Annotated in this window: 17 protein-coding genes; 11 read left to right on the forward strand and 6 right to left on the reverse strand. The window is 53.1% G+C overall.

Translation table 11 applies throughout. The annotated features are described in order from the left end of the window. Nucleotides 1–271: 271 nt before the first annotated feature. Nucleotides 272–1,828, reverse strand: a complete 1,557-nt coding sequence (locus ACEYDX_RS02925) for a TerC family protein (protein ID WP_373740542.1) — start codon at nt 1,826–1,828, stop codon at nt 272–274. 81 nt (nt 1,829–1,909) lie between these two features. Beyond that, on the reverse strand, nt 1,910–2,659 hold the full coding sequence (locus ACEYDX_RS02930) for a hypothetical protein (protein ID WP_373740543.1): 750 nt from the start codon (nt 2,657–2,659) through the stop codon (nt 1,910–1,912). Between the two features lie 186 nt (nt 2,660–2,845). On the opposite strand from ACEYDX_RS02930, the gene ACEYDX_RS02935 reads away from it, so the two are divergent. The 6 genes from ACEYDX_RS02935 to ACEYDX_RS02960 all read left to right on the forward strand — a co-directional run bounded on the left by ACEYDX_RS02935 (nt 2,846) and on the right by ACEYDX_RS02960 (nt 9,916). After that, the gene (locus ACEYDX_RS02935) at nt 2,846–3,358 is read left to right on the forward strand and encodes a protein disulfide oxidoreductase (protein ID WP_373740544.1); all 513 of its coding nucleotides are present in this window, start codon (nt 2,846–2,848) and stop codon (nt 3,356–3,358) included. Between the two features lie 647 nt (nt 3,359–4,005). Continuing rightward, nucleotides 4,006–6,210, forward strand: a complete 2,205-nt coding sequence (locus ACEYDX_RS02940; RefSeq protein ID WP_373740545.1) for a UvrD-helicase domain-containing protein — start codon at nt 4,006–4,008, stop codon at nt 6,208–6,210. An 82-nt stretch (nt 6,211–6,292) separates the two neighbouring features. Next, complete coding sequence (locus ACEYDX_RS02945; protein WP_373740546.1) at nt 6,293–8,314, forward strand: P-loop NTPase fold protein; 2,022 nt, start codon at nt 6,293–6,295, stop codon at nt 8,312–8,314. Nucleotides 8,315–8,397: 83 nt separating this feature from the next. Next, nucleotides 8,398–8,805, forward strand: a complete 408-nt coding sequence (locus ACEYDX_RS02950) for an OsmC family protein (protein WP_373740547.1) — start codon at nt 8,398–8,400, stop codon at nt 8,803–8,805. Nucleotides 8,806–9,071: 266 nt separating this feature from the next. Then, nucleotides 9,072–9,542: an MliC family protein gene (locus ACEYDX_RS02955; protein WP_373740548.1), complete on the forward strand. Its 471-nt coding sequence runs from the start codon at nt 9,072–9,074 to the stop codon at nt 9,540–9,542. 131 nt (nt 9,543–9,673) lie between these two features. Beyond that, nucleotides 9,674–9,916, forward strand: a complete 243-nt coding sequence (locus ACEYDX_RS02960) for a hypothetical protein (RefSeq protein WP_373740549.1) — start codon at nt 9,674–9,676, stop codon at nt 9,914–9,916. 175 nt (nt 9,917–10,091) lie between these two features. On the opposite strand, the gene ACEYDX_RS02965 is transcribed toward ACEYDX_RS02960, so the two are convergent. Beyond that, complete coding sequence (locus ACEYDX_RS02965; protein WP_373740550.1) at nt 10,092–10,274, reverse strand: hypothetical protein; 183 nt, start codon at nt 10,272–10,274, stop codon at nt 10,092–10,094. On the opposite strand from ACEYDX_RS02965, the gene hpnE reads away from it, so the two are divergent. Together hpnE and ACEYDX_RS02975 are read left to right on the forward strand one after the other, a co-directional pair. Next, nucleotides 10,273–11,583, forward strand: a complete 1,311-nt coding sequence (gene hpnE, locus ACEYDX_RS02970) for a hydroxysqualene dehydroxylase HpnE (protein ID WP_373740551.1) — start codon at nt 10,273–10,275, stop codon at nt 11,581–11,583. The genes ACEYDX_RS02965 and hpnE overlap by 2 nt on opposite strands. 250 nt (nt 11,584–11,833) lie before the next feature. Next, on the forward strand, nt 11,834–12,559 hold the full coding sequence (locus ACEYDX_RS02975; protein ID WP_373740552.1) for an SDR family oxidoreductase: 726 nt from the start codon (nt 11,834–11,836) through the stop codon (nt 12,557–12,559). Between the two features lie 371 nt (nt 12,560–12,930). On the opposite strand, the gene ACEYDX_RS02980 is transcribed toward ACEYDX_RS02975, so the two are convergent. The 3 genes from ACEYDX_RS02980 to gmk form a co-directional block, all read right to left on the reverse strand. Next, nucleotides 12,931–15,084 (reverse strand): bifunctional (p)ppGpp synthetase/guanosine-3',5'-bis(diphosphate) 3'-pyrophosphohydrolase, encoded by a 2,154-nt coding sequence (locus tag ACEYDX_RS02980; RefSeq protein ID WP_373740553.1) that lies wholly within the window; start codon nt 15,082–15,084, stop codon nt 12,931–12,933. Between the two features lie 267 nt (nt 15,085–15,351). Next, entirely contained in the window at nt 15,352–15,558 is a 207-nt protein-coding gene (gene rpoZ / locus ACEYDX_RS02985; protein ID WP_373740554.1) for a DNA-directed RNA polymerase subunit omega, read from the reverse strand. 38 nt (nt 15,559–15,596) lie between these two features. Next, nucleotides 15,597–16,214, reverse strand: coding sequence for a guanylate kinase (gmk, locus tag ACEYDX_RS02990; RefSeq protein WP_373740555.1), 618 nt, complete (start codon nt 16,212–16,214; stop codon nt 15,597–15,599). Between the two features lie 315 nt (nt 16,215–16,529). On the opposite strand from gmk, the gene rpsU reads away from it, so the two are divergent. The 3 genes from rpsU to ACEYDX_RS03005 all read left to right on the forward strand — a co-directional run bounded on the left by rpsU (nt 16,530) and on the right by ACEYDX_RS03005 (nt 17,851). After that, complete coding sequence (gene rpsU / locus ACEYDX_RS02995) at nt 16,530–16,742, forward strand: 30S ribosomal protein S21 (protein ID WP_373740556.1); 213 nt, start codon at nt 16,530–16,532, stop codon at nt 16,740–16,742. Nucleotides 16,743–16,888: 146 nt separating this feature from the next. Next, nucleotides 16,889–17,332, forward strand: a complete 444-nt coding sequence (locus ACEYDX_RS03000) for a GatB/YqeY domain-containing protein (protein ID WP_373740557.1) — start codon at nt 16,889–16,891, stop codon at nt 17,330–17,332. Nucleotides 17,333–17,422: 90 nt separating this feature from the next. Next, entirely contained in the window at nt 17,423–17,851 is a 429-nt protein-coding gene (locus ACEYDX_RS03005) for a hypothetical protein (protein WP_373740558.1), read from the forward strand. Nucleotides 17,852–18,004: the final 153 nt, after the last annotated feature.

The raw sequence follows: 18,004 nt of genomic DNA on the forward strand, positions 1-18,004 counted from the left end.
AGCTTGCTGCTGAGGCGGAAAAAACCTTAATAGAAAGAACTGCTTCGGAAAGACAGTTCGGCGGACGTTCTTTCGGTTAATTGGGAAAAGATTTACAGATTCTATTCAAAACAGGCCGTCTGAAAATTTTCAGACGGCCTTGCATGTTATCCGGCGTTGTGTACGGTTACGCCCGCTTTGGCGGGCTAACCGTACCTACGTTATCTAACCGTACCTGCGTTATCCTGCAAATCATATCCTGCATCAATCATCCGACGACGGGACGGCGGGGCTATTCTTCGGGCAGTTTGGTGATTTTTACCCGTTCGATCCGCTGGCCTTCTTTTTCGGCCACTTCGAAACGCCAGCCGCAGTAGTCGGCATGGTCGCCCACGTCGGGGATGCTTTGCAGCTCTTCCATAATCAGGCCGGCGACGGTGTGGAAGTCGGCGTCTTCGTTTTGCGGCGGCAGGTTGAGCTGCGGGGCGAGTTCGACGTATTCGAGTGCGCCGTCAACGGTCAGGCTTTCGTCGGCGTTTTCCTGCACGCTCGGTTCTTCTTCGCGTTCGAATGCTTCGGGGAACTCGCCTGCGATGGCTTCCATCAGGTCTTTCATGGTGAGCATGCCGAGTACCGCGCCGAATTCGTCGACCACCAGCGCGTAATCGGCGCTGTTTTTGCGGAACAGTTCGATGGCGTTGAGCGCGGTGGCGGAATCGGGCAGTACCAGCGGTTCGCGCAAGGCCGTCTGAATATTGAACCCGCCGTTTTCGAGCATCTGCGTGAGCAGGTCTTTTTTGTTGACGTAGCCCAAGGGTTCGTCAACGCCCGCTTTGCCGACCACCAGCAGGCGGCTGTAAGGGGTGTTTTGCAGTTGGGCGTACTGTTCTTCGCGGCTTTGCGAAATGTCGAGGCGGGCGATGTCGCGGCGCGGCACCATCACGCCGGGAATCGGCCGTTCCGCGAGCGTGAGTACGCTGCGGATCATGGATTTTTCGTTTTCTTCGAAACGGCTGTCGTCTTCGGCTTCGCCGCCCGCTTTGGCCAGCACGCTTTCGCGGATGCCCATCATGCCGAGCACGTTTTCCGCCGTGCGTTTGCGCCACGACGAGCTGATGTAGTCGTTTTTGCGGCTGTTTTTCTGCGAAATCTGGTTGAACGCTTCAATCAGAATCGAGAAGCCGATGGCGGCGTAGAGATAGCCTTTGGGAATGTGGAAGTGGAAGGCTTCGGCAATCAGGCTGAAGCCGATGAGCAGCAGAAAACCCAGGCAGAGCATGACGACGGTGGGGTGGCGGTCAACGAATTCGGTGAGCGGTTTGCTCGCCCAGATCATGGTGGCCATCGCCACGGCCACGGCGGCCATCGCCACGACGATATGGTCGACCATCGCCACGGCGGTAATTACGGAATCGACGGAAAACACCGCGTCCAATATCAGAATCTGCACCACCACGCCCCAAAACGGCGCGTGTTTTTTATGGGTGTCGGCCACGGCGAAATGGTTGTGGCCTTCCAGCCGCTCGTGCAGCTCGGTCGTGGCTTTGTAGAGCAGGAACAGGCCGCCTGAAAGCATAATCAGGTCTTTGCCCGACACGTCCATGTCCCCGACGGAAAACAGCGGCGCGGTCAGCGTGATGATGTACGACATGAAGCCGAGCATCACGATGCGTATCAAAACCGCCAGCGTCAGCCCCGTGAGCCGCGCGCGGTCGCGCAGCGAAGGCTTGACCTTGTTGGCCAGAATCGCCACGAAGACCAGGTTGTCGATGCCCAGCACCACTTCGAGTATCAATAAAGTTGCAAAGCCTATCCATGTTTGCGGTTCGGCCAACCAACTGAAATCCATAATGTTCAGAATCCTTTTTAATGTTTTGTTTGAATGGGTTGCATATTTTGCGTTTTCAGACGGCCGTCTGAAAAACGGCGGTCAGCCGCGGTAGAAAAACATTGCCGCCGTCATCAGCAGCCACAACACCACCGCAGCCGCCGCGCGTTTGAACCAAGTGTTTACCGTACGCACCGCGTCGGCTTTCAGGCTGTCTGAAACCGTCCGAATCTGTTCGTTTTCGAGAGATACGGTATGGCCGTTGCGGGTGTAGCCGATTTTTTGAACCAAATAAATGCGTTTGGAAATTTGCCACAACACGGCATTTTCGGCGGGCAGCCGCTCCTGTTCTCCAAACGGCGGCTCAAAGCGGCACAACGTATCTTCCACGCCGCCGCAGTCGAGCCGGATGCTTTTGCCGTTTGCCGGCAGGTTCAGCGTGATTTCCGTATGATAATTACCGTTGTCGTCTTCCCATTTCGACGGCCAACGCGCCAACACCGCCTGCGGATAATGCAGCACTTTCGGCGCAGCCTGCGGGTCGGCATAAATATCGCGGTGCCACGCCCACACGCCGAATGCGGTAAAACATACGCAGGCGGATACCAGCATGCCGGCCAGCCACATATACGGCAGCGTCAGCTGTTCGCGCAATACAGCCGCTTCCAGCTCGCGTTCGGCTTTTTGATGCTTCCGTATCTTGTCCAGCAGCCCCACAGGAATGCCTTTCAGGCAGGCCGTCTGAAAACGGCACGCCGTTTGCCGCCCGTTTCGCAGCCATGCAAAAAGGCAGCCTGATTCGCAATCAAGCTGCCGGAACATCGGGCATACGGCGCGGAAAAAGCGGGACAACTGCTGCTCTCGTCTGCGTCTTTCATGGTAAACCGGTATGCCTTTGAATAAAAATAGGGTTTGCAGTTTAACAGTTTGCACCCGATTAGGCAAAGGCCGTCTGAAAAAAGGAGCGCACCGCCGCCGTCTTGTACGGAGAACGGGCAGGGCGTATCATCGCCGACAGTTTGCCTGACCACACATCCCATGAAAAACAAATTCATATCCGCGCTCAAATCCGTTTTCCAAGCCCTGCTGGTGTTTGCCGTCGCCGCATTCATCATGGACTGGTGGCGCAAACCGACGGAGCCTGCCCAAGCCGCTTCGCAGCCCCTGACCATGCTCGACGGCAGCCGCCGTACTTTGGCGGACATCAGCCGCGAGCGTACCGCCGTCGTCTATTTCTGGGGAAGCTGGTGCGGCATCTGCCGCTACACGTCTCCCGCCGTCGAAGACTTACGGCGCGACGGCATCCCCGTGGCCAGCATCGCCCTGTCGTCGGGCAGCGACGCGGAAATCGCCCGATACATGAAGCAGCGCGGCTTGGGCTTCCCCGCCGTCAACGATGCCGACGGACAGATTGCACGGCAGTGGGACGTGGCCGTTACGCCGACCGTGATATTGGTCAAACAGGGAAAAATGGTGCACCACACCACGGGCATCAGCAGCTATTGGGGACTGCGCAGCAGAATCTGGCTGGCCGATTTGGCAGGAGTTTGACGGATGCGGTCGGAACGAAGGCCGTCTGAAAAAAGTTTTCAGACGGCCTTCGTTTTCAGACGGCTTCTGTTTGTAGTTGGACGTAGGTACGGTTAGCCCGCCCCTGCGGGCGTAACCGTACGAAACCGCTGTTCAGACGGCCTTGAGTGTTATCCACCGTTGCGTACGGTTACGCCCGCAGGGGCGGGCTAACCGTACCTACCTTATCTAACCGTATCATATCTACCGAGCCGATGTCTGTTCATTACCATTGCTGCTGCCATGCCCACCCAACCCGTCATTCCCGCGCAGGCGGGAATCCACAGCAAAATCAGGAAACGTTTTTTATTCAGGCGTTTGTGAAAACCAAGTATGGATTCACGCCAGCGCGGAAATGACGGCAGGCGGAGCAATATCGGTTGCCGTGTGTACATGCGATATTTGAGAATCGGCTACCGTACTTAATATGCAATATTACGGATTTACGGATAAGGCCGTCTGAAAACGTTTCAGACGGCCTTTGCCTGTTTCCCAAGTAGGTACGGTTAGCCGCATCAAGCGGCGTAACCGTACGCAACGTCGGAAATATTCCGGGCCGTCTGAAAATGTTTTCAGACGGCCTATCCTTTATAATCCGCCCATAATCATTTTTCAGACGGCCTATCCCCATGTTTCCCGAAAATCCATCCTCTTCCCTGCTGCAAGGCTTGAACCCCGAACAACTCGCCGCGGTAACTTGGCCGCCGCAATCGGCTTTGGTGCTGGCTGGGGCGGGCAGCGGTAAGACGCGTGTGCTGACGACGCGGATTGCGTGGCTTTTGCAAAGCGGTCAGGCGAGCGTGCACAGCATTATGGCGGTAACGTTTACCAACAAGGCGGCGAAGGAGATGCAGACGCGGCTGGGGGCGATGCTTCCGGTGAACGTGCGCGCGATGTGGCTGGGGACGTTTCACGGCCTGTGCCACCGTTTTCTGCGCCTGCACCACCGCGATGCGGGGCTGCCGTCGGCGTTTCAGATTCTCGACAGCGGCGACCAGCTTTCGTTAATCAAACGCCTGTTGAAACAGTTGAATATCGCCGAGGAAATCATCGCGCCGCGCAGTTTGCAGGGTTTTATCAATGCGCAGAAGGAGGCGGGTTTGCGGGCCGACAAGCTCGACGCGCCCGATCCGCACACGCGCCGCATGATTGAGTGTTACGCCGAATACGATAAATGGTGCAACCGCGAGGGCGTGGTGGATTTTGCCGAGCTGATGCTGCGCAGCTACGAGCTGCTGCAAGCCAACGAAATCCTGCGCAACCATTACCAAAACCGCTTCAACCATATTTTGGTGGACGAGTTCCAAGACACCAACAAGCTGCAATATGCGTGGCTGAAATTGATGGCGGGCGGCAATGCGGCGGTGTTTGCGGTGGGCGACGACGACCAGTCGATTTACCGTTTCCGCGGCGCGCACGTCGGCAATATGGCCGCGCTGATGAACGAATTCGGCATCGACGCGCCGATTAAGTTGGAACAGAACTACCGTTCAGACGGCCATATTCTTGTCGCGGCCAACGCCGTGATTGAAAACAACGCCGAACGTTTGGGCAAAAACCTGCGCACCGACGCGGCGGCAGGCGACAAAATCCGCTATTTCTCCGCGTTTACCGATTTGGACGAAGCGCAGTTTGTGGTGGACGAAGCCAAATCGCTGCACCGCGAGGGCTGGAATTTGAGCGACATCGCCGTGCTCTACCGCAGCAACGCCCAATCGCGCGTGATCGAGCAAACCCTGTTCCGCAGCGGCGTGTCCTACAAAATCTACGGCGGCCTGCGCTTTTACGAACGGCAGGAAATCAAACACGCGCTGGCCTACCTGCGGCTCGCCGTCAATCCCGACGACGACAACGCGCTCTTGCGCGTGATTAACGTGCCCGCACGCGGCATCGGCACGCGCACGGTGGAAAACATTCAGACGGCCTCGCAGGAACAGGGTGTTTCCCTGTGGCAGGCCGCCTGCGCCGCCGCCGTGAAAAACGCCAAAATCGCCGCCTTCGTGCGCATCATCGAAAACCTCCGGCAGCAGGTCGGCCAGCTTTCCCTTGCCGAACTCACCGTCGGCGCGGTGCACGACAGTGGCCTGATGGAATTCTACAAAACCCAAAAAGGCGAACACCAAGACCGTATCGACAACCTGCAAGAGCTGATTAACGCCGCCGTCGAATTCCGCCCCGAAGACACCACGTTCGAAACCATTCCCGAAGATTTGCAGGCCTCCCCCGCCTTTCCCGTGCTCGCCTTTTTAAGCAACGCCGCGCTCGAGTCCGGCGAAAATCAGGCAGGCGCAGGCGAAGACGCGGTGCAGCTCATGACCGTGCACGCCGCCAAAGGCCTCGAATTCAACGCCGTGTTCCTCACCGGCATGGAAGAAGGCCGCTTCCCCAGCGAAATGAGCCTCGCCGAACGCGGCGGCCTCGAAGAAGAACGCCGCCTGATGTACGTCGCCATCACCCGCGCCCGCAAACGGCTCTACATCTCCATGGCGCAACAGCGCATGCTGCACGGCCAAACCCAGTTCGGCATCGTCTCCCGCTTCGTCGAAGAAATCCCCGCCGAAATCGTCCATGTACTGTCGGCGCAGCAGCAACGCTTCCACACCTTCGCCGCCGAACCGCGCCCGAAAACCAAAGAACCCGTCGTGGAAAACTACAAAAAAACACAAGACTACGGCGGTTTCAAAATCGGTCAAAACGTCCGCCACGCCAAATTCGGCACCGGCGTGATCATCGACGCGGTGGACAAAGGCGAGTCGGCTAGGTTGACGATTAATTTCGGGAAAGAGGGGGTAAAAGAGTTGGATACTAAGTTTGCGAAGTTGGAAATAGTGTAACTTTTAGTATTTAATGGATTGAATTGACATAGGAAAGGCCGTCTGAAATAATTTTCAGATGGCCTTTTTATTTAGGATATACATGATGAATATCAAAAATGACAATCCCATTCAAACAAAATCTGAAGATATTTTGAATAGAACCAATAGTGCTATAAATTTAGCAAAAAATATTTTATCAATTGATTATAAAAATGGCCTTGTGATAGGAGTGCAGGGAGAGTGGGGCATTGGTAAAACTTCCTATTTAAATCTTATGAAAGAAGAGTTGACTGATAAAGCAGATATTATTGAATTTAACCCATGGATGTTTACAGGGATTGATAATTTAATTTCTATATTTTTTAGTGAATTAGCCAGCCAATTAAGACTTATTGATAAAAAAGATATCGCAGATAACCTTAATAGATTTGGCGAATTTTTTTCAGAATTTAAAGATATTCCAATGGCTGGTTCTTTTATAGGAGCGGCTGGTTCAATACTGAAATTTACTTCAGGATATCTTAATAAAAAAGAAGGAGGATTATTGGGGTTAAGAAATGAAATTTTTAATCAACTTAGCCAACTTTCTGAACCTATTGTTGTTATTATTGATGATGTTGATAGATTAACTTCTAGTGAAATACAAGAAATATTTAAGCTAGTTAGATTAACAGCTAATTTTCCTAATATCATATACTTGTTAGCTTTTGATAGATTACGGGTAGCTCACGCCTTGTCAGAACAAAACCAAATTGATGGTATGGCTTACCTAGAAAAAATTCTGCAATTAAGCTTCGATATACCTAAGATTTCAGAAAATCTATTACAGCAATATTTGTTTTCACAATTAGATTTAGTTTTAAAATCCATACCTCACCAATTTGATGAAACTCGCTGGGGAAATATTTTTTATGAAATTATCAAGCCATTTCTAAAAAATATTAGAGATGTTAAGCGTTACATCATGGCGGTATCACAAACATTAAAGGAAATTGAAAATAAAATTGAATCTGTGGATATTTTGGCATTAGAGGCCATTAGAATATTTAATCCAGATAAGTTCCATGAAATTTATGAAATTAAAAGTCTATTGTTAGATGACTCTTTGAGCTATGAGAGCGATGATAGTAAGATTCAAAGAATATCAGAATTTATCAAAAATAATTCCATATATGAAAGTCTAATAGAAAATATTTTTCCAATGTCTAGAAAATATATGAATTCTCCTGTTTATTATGACTCATCATACAAAGGAATATTTTTAAAAAACAAACAAATTGCAAGTCCTATTTTTTTCAATTTCTATTTTGAGAAATTTCAAAATTCTGAATTCTTAGAATATTTAGAAGCTAATAAAATATTCTTATCCATGAAAAATAGGGAGGAATTGCAACTATTATTTAAAGAAATACACTTACCTCAATGGTCTGGTATCATTAATAATCTCTTTAATTTTGAAGATGAATTTACAGTAGAGCATGCAATTGCGAGTATACCCGTATTATTTAAATTAATTCCTTTATTGTCAGATGATAAAAAAAGCATTTATGACTTAGGAGATAAATTCAAGGCTACTACTTTAATATATAGATTGATCAGAAAGACACCAGAAGATAGGCGTTTTAATTTAATTGAAAAAATTATTCCTGACATAAACTTATCTTCTTTACATGAAATATTGGAGATTATAGGCTATCGAGAAGGGCGTGGACACAAGCTTCTACCACTTTCTGATGTGAAAAATCTTGAAAATAAACTCATAGATAATTTTAAAAATACTGATGAAGTAGATTTAGCTGATGAATGGAATCTACTTTGGCTGTTTGTAAAAATGAAAGAAATTTCTCCAAATATTCAGCTACCCTTAAAATCTACAGAGATTTTATTAAGCCTATTAAGAAATTCAAAATCTACTGTTTATAGACAATCTGTTGGAAGTTATTATACTCAAACTATAGATACTTTATTCTGGGATTCCTTAGAAAGTTTATATGATTCTAAAGAGACATTTGAGAATATGATAGATAATTTATCAAGAGATGATAGATTCAGAGACGATGAAATTATTTCTCTAGCTGTGAAATATAGAAATGGTTGGCGTTATAATCATGATGTTGAATAACTTTTGCACTATCATAATGCTCCACAGCCATCTCAGCTTTTTCAGATAACCTTTTCTAATGCAACAAACCCAAAGGAAACACCATGTCCCACATCTCCACCGTCCGCTACACCGGCAACCTGCACAACGATTTAACCCACCTGCAAAGCGGCGACACGATTTCCACCGACGCGCCGACGGACAACAACGGCAAGGGCGAGGCGTTTTCGCCGACGGATTTGCTGGCGACTTCGCTCGCGGCCTGTGCGCTGACGATTATGGGCATGAAAGCCGATGATTTGGGCGTGGACTTGGCCGGTGCGCGGGCGGAAGTGGGCAAGGAAATGGCGGCCAATCCGCGCCGTGTGGCCAAAATCACGGTGGATTTTTATTTGAGTGCCAATTTGGACGAACGCAGCCGCGCGGTCTTGGAAGCGGCGGCGCATACTTGTCCCGTGGCGAAAAGTTTGAGTGCGGATTTGGTTCAGCAGTTTGCATTCCACTATATTTGAATTTGACGCAACGTATTACGATGTGCGGAAAGGCCGTCTGAAACCCTTTCAGACGGCCTTATCTTCCTCACAAACAACCGCTTTCGGACAAATTCCGCAAAGTGCCTGTTTTGCCTGTTGCATCTGCCGCCACACATTCGGTAAACCTGATACACAGGGCGGTAAATGCAGGTTAAGCGTGCTTGCTGCGAGGCGGGTGGGGCGGTTAGCATGATTGTGTGCCGTGTTACGGTATAACTTCCAAATGTTTCCAAAAAGGAGCTGTCATGAAACTGACGAAACTGATTCTGCCCGCCTGTTTGGCCGCGATGCTCTCGGCCTGTGCTGCGGACGGTTATTCCGACAACTACGATCCCTATTACGACGAACCCATCCGCGATACGCGCAATATCGACCGCGACCGTGATTTTCGCGATCGTGATTTCCGAGACCGCGACCGCCGCCATTCCCACGATTTCGGCCGCGACGATTCGCGCCGGCACGTCAGCGTGTTCCGCTGCCGCAATGCTTTTGACGTGCGTTTGGAACGCCACGGTTTGGACAGCGTAACCGCCGAATACGGTTTGAGCGACAGCATGGGCCGCGCCGTGCTGACCCGCGCGCGCTCCGGTTCGGGCGAACTTTATGTGTCGGGCGACCGCAAGGTCGAATGGCATGAGAAAGGCCGCGAAGGTGTGTTAACGTTCTCCGACCGCTACGGCAACGTTACGGAAACAACCTGCCGCGAATCGCGTTGATTTTCCGGTAAAACGGTAAACAGGCCGTCTGAAAATTTTTTCAGACGGTCTTTGTTTAGGGTGCGGTTTGGGGCAGCGTGCCGTCGGGTGCGGTTGGTGGGGAACTTTCCGGTGCCGCGGTTTCGGCCGCTATGCCGCATCACGTTGTTGTGCGGATGCCGTCTGAAACATCCGGATGCATTCAGACGGCCTGTCGGAATATCCGTTACCATGCCGTTACCGGCGTGTATCTGCGTGATGCCGAAACCGTGTACCTGTCCGCGCCGCTGACGAAGCCTACCGCTTGGGAACGGTGTCCCGGGATGAAACCGGACATCGGGTGTTTTCAGACGGCCTTTGCTGTGCGGGCGGCTTGGGGAAAGGGATGTTTGTAGCCGGTGGAATGAACGGAATAACCGCGATGGCGGTTTGGAAACGGCTTTTCATTTCGGCAGCAGCGGTGTCGGGCGGTTAAGGTTTTCAGACGGCCTGACGGCCGCAACGCCTACGCTGTGCCGCGCTTCGCAGGCCTGCCGACGGAATGGGGCGGGGATGGCGGAGGCGAATCGGTTATAATTGGCGGACGGCAGGGCGTTGCCCCTGCGTTTGCACGGTTTTCAGACGGCGGGTGTCTGCTGCGGTATGCCGTCTGAAAATCCGGTGCGGATACGTCCGAATCAGACCTTCGTAATCCAAACCGTAACCCAAACTGTAACCCCCAACCCCCGAACCGCCCGCAGGAGAAACCGCCATGAAACCGTCTGCTTCCCGTAAAAAAACCGCCGTTATCGGTGCCGGTTGGGCGGGCTTGTCTGCCGCCGTGCGGCTGGCGGGCAGGGCGGACGTTACGCTGTTTGAAGCGGGCAAACTGGCGGGCGGGCGGGCGCGTGCGCTGGGCGGTGATGCGGCGGGGTTTGAGTTTCTCGACAACGGCCAGCATATTTTAATCGGCGCATACCGCGGCGTGCTCGGGCTGCTGCGGCAGCTCGGCGTGCGGGAGGAGGATGCCTTCCTACGGCTGCCGCTGCAATGGCATATGGCCGACGGGCTGCGTTTTCAGACGGCATCCCTGCCTGCGCCGCTGCACATCGCGGCGGGTATTTTCAAGGCGCAGAACCTGCGTTTTTCGGAAAAACTCAAACTCGTCAACGATATGCACGCGCTCAGGCAGTATCACGCTTCGCCGCTGCCCGATATGGCCGTCGGCGAATGGCTGGCACGGCGCAATGTGCCGCGCAAGCTGGTGATGCAGTTTTGGCAGCCGCTGGTGTGGGGCGCGCTGAACACGCCGCTGGAAACCGCGAGTGTGGAAATTTTGTGCAACGTGCTTTCAGACGGCGTGTGGGCGGACAAGGCGGGCAGCGACTATCTGCTGCCGCGCCGCGATTTGGGCGCAATCCTGCCCGAACCGGCACTCGATTTCCTGCGGCGGCACGGCGCGTCGGTGCGGCTGGAAACCCGCGCAGGCCGTCTGAACACGCTGCCCGACGGGAAAGTGTCGGTGGGCGGGGAAACTTTCGATGCCGTGGTTCTGGCCGTTGCGCCGTATCATGCCGCCGCGCTGATGCCGTCTGAAACGCCCGAATTCATTCAGACGGCCTATCGGAACATCCGTTACCACGCGATTACCACCGTGTATCTGCGTTACGCCGAAACCGTGCATCTGCCCGCGCCGCTGACGGGCTTGGCCGCAGGTTGCGCGCAATGGCTCGTCCACCGCGCCGCGCTCGGCGGTTCGGCGCATGAAATCGCGGCGGTGGTGAGCCTGTCCGACCGCAACGGCGCGTATCCCGCTCAGGAATGGGCGCAGCGCGTACACGCCGATGTGAAGCGGCTTTGTCCGTATTTGGGCGAACCGCTGTCCGCACGCGTGATTACCGAAAAACGCGCCACCGCCGCATCCGTCGTCGACAGGGTGCTGCCCGATACCGCATGGCTGCACCACCGCCGCATCTACCCCGCAGGCGATTACCTGCATCCGCGTTACCCTGCCACGCTCGAAGCGGCGGTGCAGAGCGGATTGGCGGCGGCGGACGTGTGCATGGCGGATTTGGGCGGTTGATTTCTACAGTTAAGGCCGTCTGAAAAAGACGGCGGCGGTTGTCGGGCGGCATCTGCTGTACCGTTTTCAGACGGCCTTATCCGCCCCCGCACACAGCCGGTAACCTGATTCCCGCCCATTATTTTCCGGCATGCTCTGCAACAAAACGGTTCGGTAAGCGGCTGCGGTATCCCCCGTTTTCCCCCGAAGCAACCTGTTTTTTCAGACAGCCTGCTGTTACCATACGCAAAAAATCCCGAAAGGAACCGACATGACCGCCGCATTGCTCAACAACAAAACCATCCTGATTACCGGCGCATCGCAAGGCATCGGCGAACAGGTTGCCAAAGCCTATGCCGCAGCGGGCGCAACCGTGATTCTGGTTGCCCGCCACCAGAAAAAGCTCGAAAAGGTTTACGACGACATCACCGCCGCAGGCCATCCCGAACCGTTTGCCATCTGCTTCGACCTGCTGCCCGCCGAAGAAGCCGAGTTCGACCGTTTGGCCGCCACCATCGCCGAAGCCACGGGCGGCAAACTCGACGGTATCGTCCACTGCGCCAGCTATTTCTACGCACTCTCGCCGCTCGATTTCCAAACCGTAGCCGAATGGGTCAACCAATACCGCATCAACACCGTTGCGCCGATGGCTTTAACCCGCGCGTTTTTCCCGCTGCTGAAAGAGTCGGCCGACGCATCGGTGATTTTCGTCGGCGAAAGCCACGGCGAAACCCCGAAAGCCTACTGGGGCGGCTTCGGTGCATCGAAAGCGGCCTTGAACTACCTGTGCAAAGTTGCCGCCGACGAATGGGAACGTTTCCCCAACCTGCGTGCCAACGTACTCGTTCCCGGCCCCGTCAATTCGCCGCAGCGCATTAAATCGCATCCGGGCGAAGCGAAAAGCGAACGCAAGGAATACACCGACATTCTGCCGCAGTTTGTGTGGTGGTCCAGCGAAGAAAGCAAAGGGCGCACGGGGGAAATCGTTTATTTGTGAACGTGAGAAACATTGCCGCATGATGCGCCCTGTGCGGCAGTAAAGGCCGTCTGAAAAAAAGGTTTTCAGACGGCCTGGTTTTTTATTGCAAGACGGGTTTTGATGTTGTGTTGACAAATGAGGAACAAAGCCGCTGTTGCCGTTATTTTCGGGCGGGTTGGAATCTGCCTGTGATTTTTAGGTTCTTGCTTACCCATCGGGATAACGGATTTCAAACCTGGATTCCCGTGTTCAAGGGAATGACGGAAGCCGGAGAAATCTGCCTTGCCGGTATGTTGGCAACGCAATGTCCGAACGCAGTCTTTTAAAATAGAACGAAGGCCGTCTGAAAGTTTTTCAGACGGCCTTTGCGGTGATGGGAACCGGACGGTTTAACTGCGTATCACGTCCCTGACCTGCGGTATCGCGCGGATGTTGCGGATGATGTCGCCGAGCTGTTCGGTGCCGGCGGTTTTAATCAGGAAGCGGACTTCGATGAAACCTTCGGAACCGTCGGGTTTGCGGGGGGTGTCGACGGATTCGATGTCGGCGCCGCCGTTGGAGATGGCTTGCGCAATCATGGCAAACAGGCCGTGGGTGTCTTGCGAGCGGATGGTCAGGCCGACGCGGTAGTCTTGGTTGCGGATGATGTCCCATCCCGCGTCGAGCTGGTGTTCGGGGTCGGTTTTCAGCAGGGTGGGGCAGGCGTCGCGGTGGACGACCATGCCTTTGTCTTTCAGCAATACGGCGCGGATGCTGTCGCCGGGAACGGGGTGGCAGCAGGCGGCCAGTTGGATGTTGCCGGCTTCCTGTCCGCCGATTTTGATTTGTTCGAGTTTGACTTCGCCGCCGAAATGTTCGCCTGCGAGTTCGGCGATGTGGATGGCGACGGAAACGGGCAGGGTGTGCCCCATGCCGACGTTGTAGAGTACGTCTTCGAAGGTAAGCTGTTTCTGGTCGAGGTCGGCAAGGTATTTTTCTTTGAGGCCGTCTGAAAGCAGCACGTTTTGCGGCAGCAGGCTGGAGAGTGCCTGTTGGAGCAGGTTTTCGCCGAGACGCACGGCATCTTGGCGGTTGAGGTTTTTGATGTATTGGCGGATGGCGCTGCGGGCGCGGCCGGATATGGCGAAGTTGAGCCATGCGGGGTTGGGCTTGGCCTGTTCGGATGTGATGACTTCGACGGTGTCGCCGGTTTTGAGTTTGGTGCGCAGCGGCATGATGGTGTTGTTGATGCGCGCGGCAACGGTTTTGTGGCCGATGTCGGTGTGGACGGCATAGGCGAAATCGACAGGGGTGGCGCCTTTGGGCAGGGTCAGGATTTTGCCTTTTGGGGTCAGGATGTAGACTTCGTTGGGGAACAGGTCGACTTTGACGAGTTCGAGGAATTCGACGGCATCGGCGCTGCGGGCCTGCAAATCGAGAATGCTTTTGAGCCATTGGTTGGTGTGCAGCGTGGCTTGGTCGACGCTGCTTTGGCCGGATTTGTAAATCCAGTGTCCGGCCACGCCGCCTTCGGCAACGGCATCCATTTCGTGCGTGCGTATCTGCACTTCGATGGGCAGGCCGTAAGGGCCGACGAGCGTGGTGTGCAGGCTTTGGTAGCCGTTGCTTTTGGGGATGGCGATGTAGTCTTTGAAGCGGCCGGGTTTGGGCTGGTAGAGGCTGTGCAGTGCACCGAGCGCGGCATAGCAGGCGGGAATGCTGTTGACGATGACGCGGAAGCCGTAGATGTCCATCACATCGGCAAACCGCAGGTTTTTGGCGTGCATTTTCTGATGGATGCTGTAGAGGTTTTTTTCGCGGCCTTTGATTTTGGCTTCGATGTTGGCTTCCACCAGCCGCTGGCCGAACGCACGCAAAACTTTGCCGACCACGTCGCGGCGGTTGCGGCGGCTGGCCTTCATGGCTTTTTGCAGCGTTTCGTAGCGGCGGGGATGGATGTTTTGGAACGACAAATCCTGCAATTCGCGGTAGGCGTGGTTCAGGCCGATGCGGTTGGCGATTTGTGCGTAGGTTTCGAGGGTTTCCTGAGCGATGCGGCGGCGTTTCTCGGGACGCATCGAACCGAGCGTGCGCATGTTGTGCAGACGGTCGGCCAGTTTTACCACAATCACGCGCACGTCCTTGGTCATGGCCAGAATCAGTTTGCGGAAGCTTTCAGCCTGATGCTCGGCCTGATTGTCGTATTGCAGTTTTTCCAGTTTGGAAAGGCCGTCCACCATTTCCGCTATGGTGTCGCCGAATTCCGCCGCCATCTCGATTTTCGATACGCCGGTGTCTTCGAGCACGTCGTGCATCACGCCTGCGCACAAGCCCTGAATGTCCATGTGCCAAATGGCCAGTTCGGTGGCAACGGCCAGCGGGTGCGTGATATACGGTTCGCCGCTTTTGCGCGTTTGGCCGTCATGGGCGTGAAATGCGTAGGCGCAGGCTTTTTCGAGCAGCTGCATTTCGTCGGCTTTCAGGTAAGAGGCCGTCTGAAAAAGCAAATCGCGCGCTTGGGCGGTCAGCGGGTCGTAAGGGGCGGTGGGGCAAGGTACGGGCATGGGCGGGCTTTCCGTGGGTTGTCGGGATGGGCGGGCCGTCTGAACGATAGAGTGAACCGTATAAGAAATCTACTTTGCCGGCTGCGGCTTGCGTACCATGTGTACCGTCTTCGCCTTACCGTTTCGTATCTTTCTTATCTTCATTCACCATACATTTCGGGCGGGTATAAAACCCGCCCTTGCAAACTTTACAGGCATTCTAACCGTTTTCAGACGGCCTTGTGCCAATCGGAGCCATAGATGCCGTCTGAAAACGCAAACGCTGCGTTACTTCGCGCGCTTGAGGATGTCGATGCCGATTTCGCCCGCAGCCACTTCGCGCAAGGCGGTAACGGTGGGTTTGTTGTTGCGGATGTCTTCCACCAGCGGCGAATTGCCGTTTTCAAGCTGGCGCGCACGGCGGGCGGCGACCAGCGTCAGGTCGAAGTGGTTGGGGATTTTGCCGATGCAGTCTTCAACGGTGATTCGTGCCATTTTCGGGATAACTTTCTCTGTGATAAAAATAAGGTATTTTAAGAATTTTCCAACAGTTTTTCAACAAATTGCCGCTGTGCCGCCTGTTTCAGACGGCCTGCGCGGACAATGGCGGACAAATCCGCTTCCGCCGTGTCCAAATCTTCGTTTACCACCACATAATCGAAATGTGCGGCCTGAGCGATTTCTTTCGCCGCTTCATTGAGGCGGCGTTGGATAACGTCCGCGCTGTCCGTCCCGCGTCCTTTCAGACGGCCTGCCAGAATTTCGAACGACGGCGGCAGGATAAAGATGCTGCACGCTTCGGGCAGCGCACGGCGCACCTGTTCCGCCCCTTGTACGTCGATTTCCAGAATCACATCGAATCCCTGAGCTCGCAGGGATTCGATGCCCGCAAAACTCGTACCGTAATAATTGCCGAACACGTCGGCGTGTTCCAAAAAGGCATCGTCGCGTATCAATTGCTCGAAAGATTCCCGGTCGACAAAATGATAGTGGATGCCGTCCGTTTCGCCCTCGCGCGGCGCGCGTGTGGTGTGCGACACCGAAACACGGATGTCGGGATGCTTGGCCAACAGGCGCGAAACCAGCGTGGTTTTGCCCGTGCCCGATGCGGCGGATACAATAAAAATATTGCCTTTTTTCAAAGTCTGCATGATGAAGAAAATCCGGTCGGAACTCAGGCGGGAATTATAACACAGCCGCCGCAGCCGTTCGGGCGGCCTTGACAGCGGCGTCGCAAACCCCGATAATCACGCGATTATTTTTGCGGCTGTATCAAGCCGCATCAGATTTTTACGGCATCCCGCCGATGCCGTCCGTTAGGAGGTGATGTTCACATCACGGCGCGTATCCCGCCCTGTTTTCCGAAACAAACCAGCGATACATCCAATTCAGGCCGTCTGAAACGGGAGAATCCGGTTTCAGACGGCATTGCCAATAAATTTGAATCCAATTATTTAGGACTGAAAATGCCCGCAATCAAAGTAAAAGAAAACGAACCCTTCGAAGTTGCCATGCGCCGTTTCAAACGCGCCGTAGAAAAAACCGGCCTGCTGACCGAGCTGCGCGCCCGCGAAGCCTACGAAAAACCGACCACCGAGCGCAAACGCAAAAAAGCCGCAGCGGCCAAACGCCTGCAAAAACGCCTGCGCAGCCAGCAACTGCCACCGAAAATGTACTAAACCGTTTTCAAGGTTCGCCCAAAACACCGCCAGCCGTCCGCTGCGGTGTTTTTGCATTCACGCTATAATCGACCACCGCATAACAGGCCGTCTGAAAATTGCCGACCCGTTTTCAGACGGCGTTTACCTACCTGAAAGGAAATCCCATGACCCTGAAACAGCAACTCACCGAAGACATGAAAACCGCGATGAAAGCCAAAGACAGCCTTGCCTTGAGCACCATCCGCCTGATTAACGCCGCAATTAAACAGTTCGAAGTGGACGAGCGCACCGAAGCCGACGATGCCAAAATCACCGCCATACTCGGCAAAATGATTAAGCAGCGCAAAGATTCCGCCAAAATCTACACCGATGCAGGCCGTCAAGATTTGGCCGACAAGGAAAATGCCGAAATCGAAGTGCTGAACCGCTACCTGCCCGAAATGATGTCCGCCGAAGAAATCTCCGCCGCCGTTCAAGCCGCCGTTGCCGAAACCGGCGCAGCAGGCATGGCCGATATGGGCAAGGTGATGGGTGTGTTGAAAACCAAACTGGCGGGCAAGGCGGATATGGGCGAAGTGAATAAGGCAGTGAAAGCGGCTTTGTTATAATTGATATGAGGCTGTTTGAAAGGAGTGTTTAGAGAACTTTTCAGATGGCCTTTTGTCTTAGTTTAAGTTAAATCAGAATGGAATTTTAAAATGAGGCAAGTAATTAGGAAAGTAGCTGCTTTTCTAAGTGTAATTTTTACTATGGGTATATTGGTTAGTTGTAGTGATAATATAAAACATCGAGTGTGGATTTGGAAAAAAAATGATACAGAGAAAGTTTTGATAAAAAACTTTTTTATTAATGGGAAAGAGATTAATGCTATTAAAGGTCATGAATTGGTTGTGCAACCAGAAAAATATAATCCCGATAAAGACTATGTGAAATTTTCTCAAGGAAAAAATATTAATATAAAGGCAGAGTTTTTTGTTTCTCAAAAAACTGTTCATGCACAATGTGTTCTTGATGTAAGTAATAAAACTTGTTTTGTAAATGTAACTTTTACAGGAAGTGGGAATTTAAATTGTAAATGTGATGAGGTTTTGGATGAAACTGGTGGGTGGATTGATCCATCTGTGTGACTTTTATCAATTTTTTATAGCAAATAAACATATTATTCGATACAATTCCACCATGGCCTATTCACAAGACTTCAAACAACTCGTGCTCAAAAAACTCCGTCAAGGATGGACGATTCGTAGAGCCGCAAAAGAATTCGGCATCGCCATCTCCAC

Source organism: Neisseria sp. (genome assembly GCF_041804105.1).
Classification (GTDB): Bacteria; Pseudomonadota; Gammaproteobacteria; order Burkholderiales; family Neisseriaceae; genus Neisseria.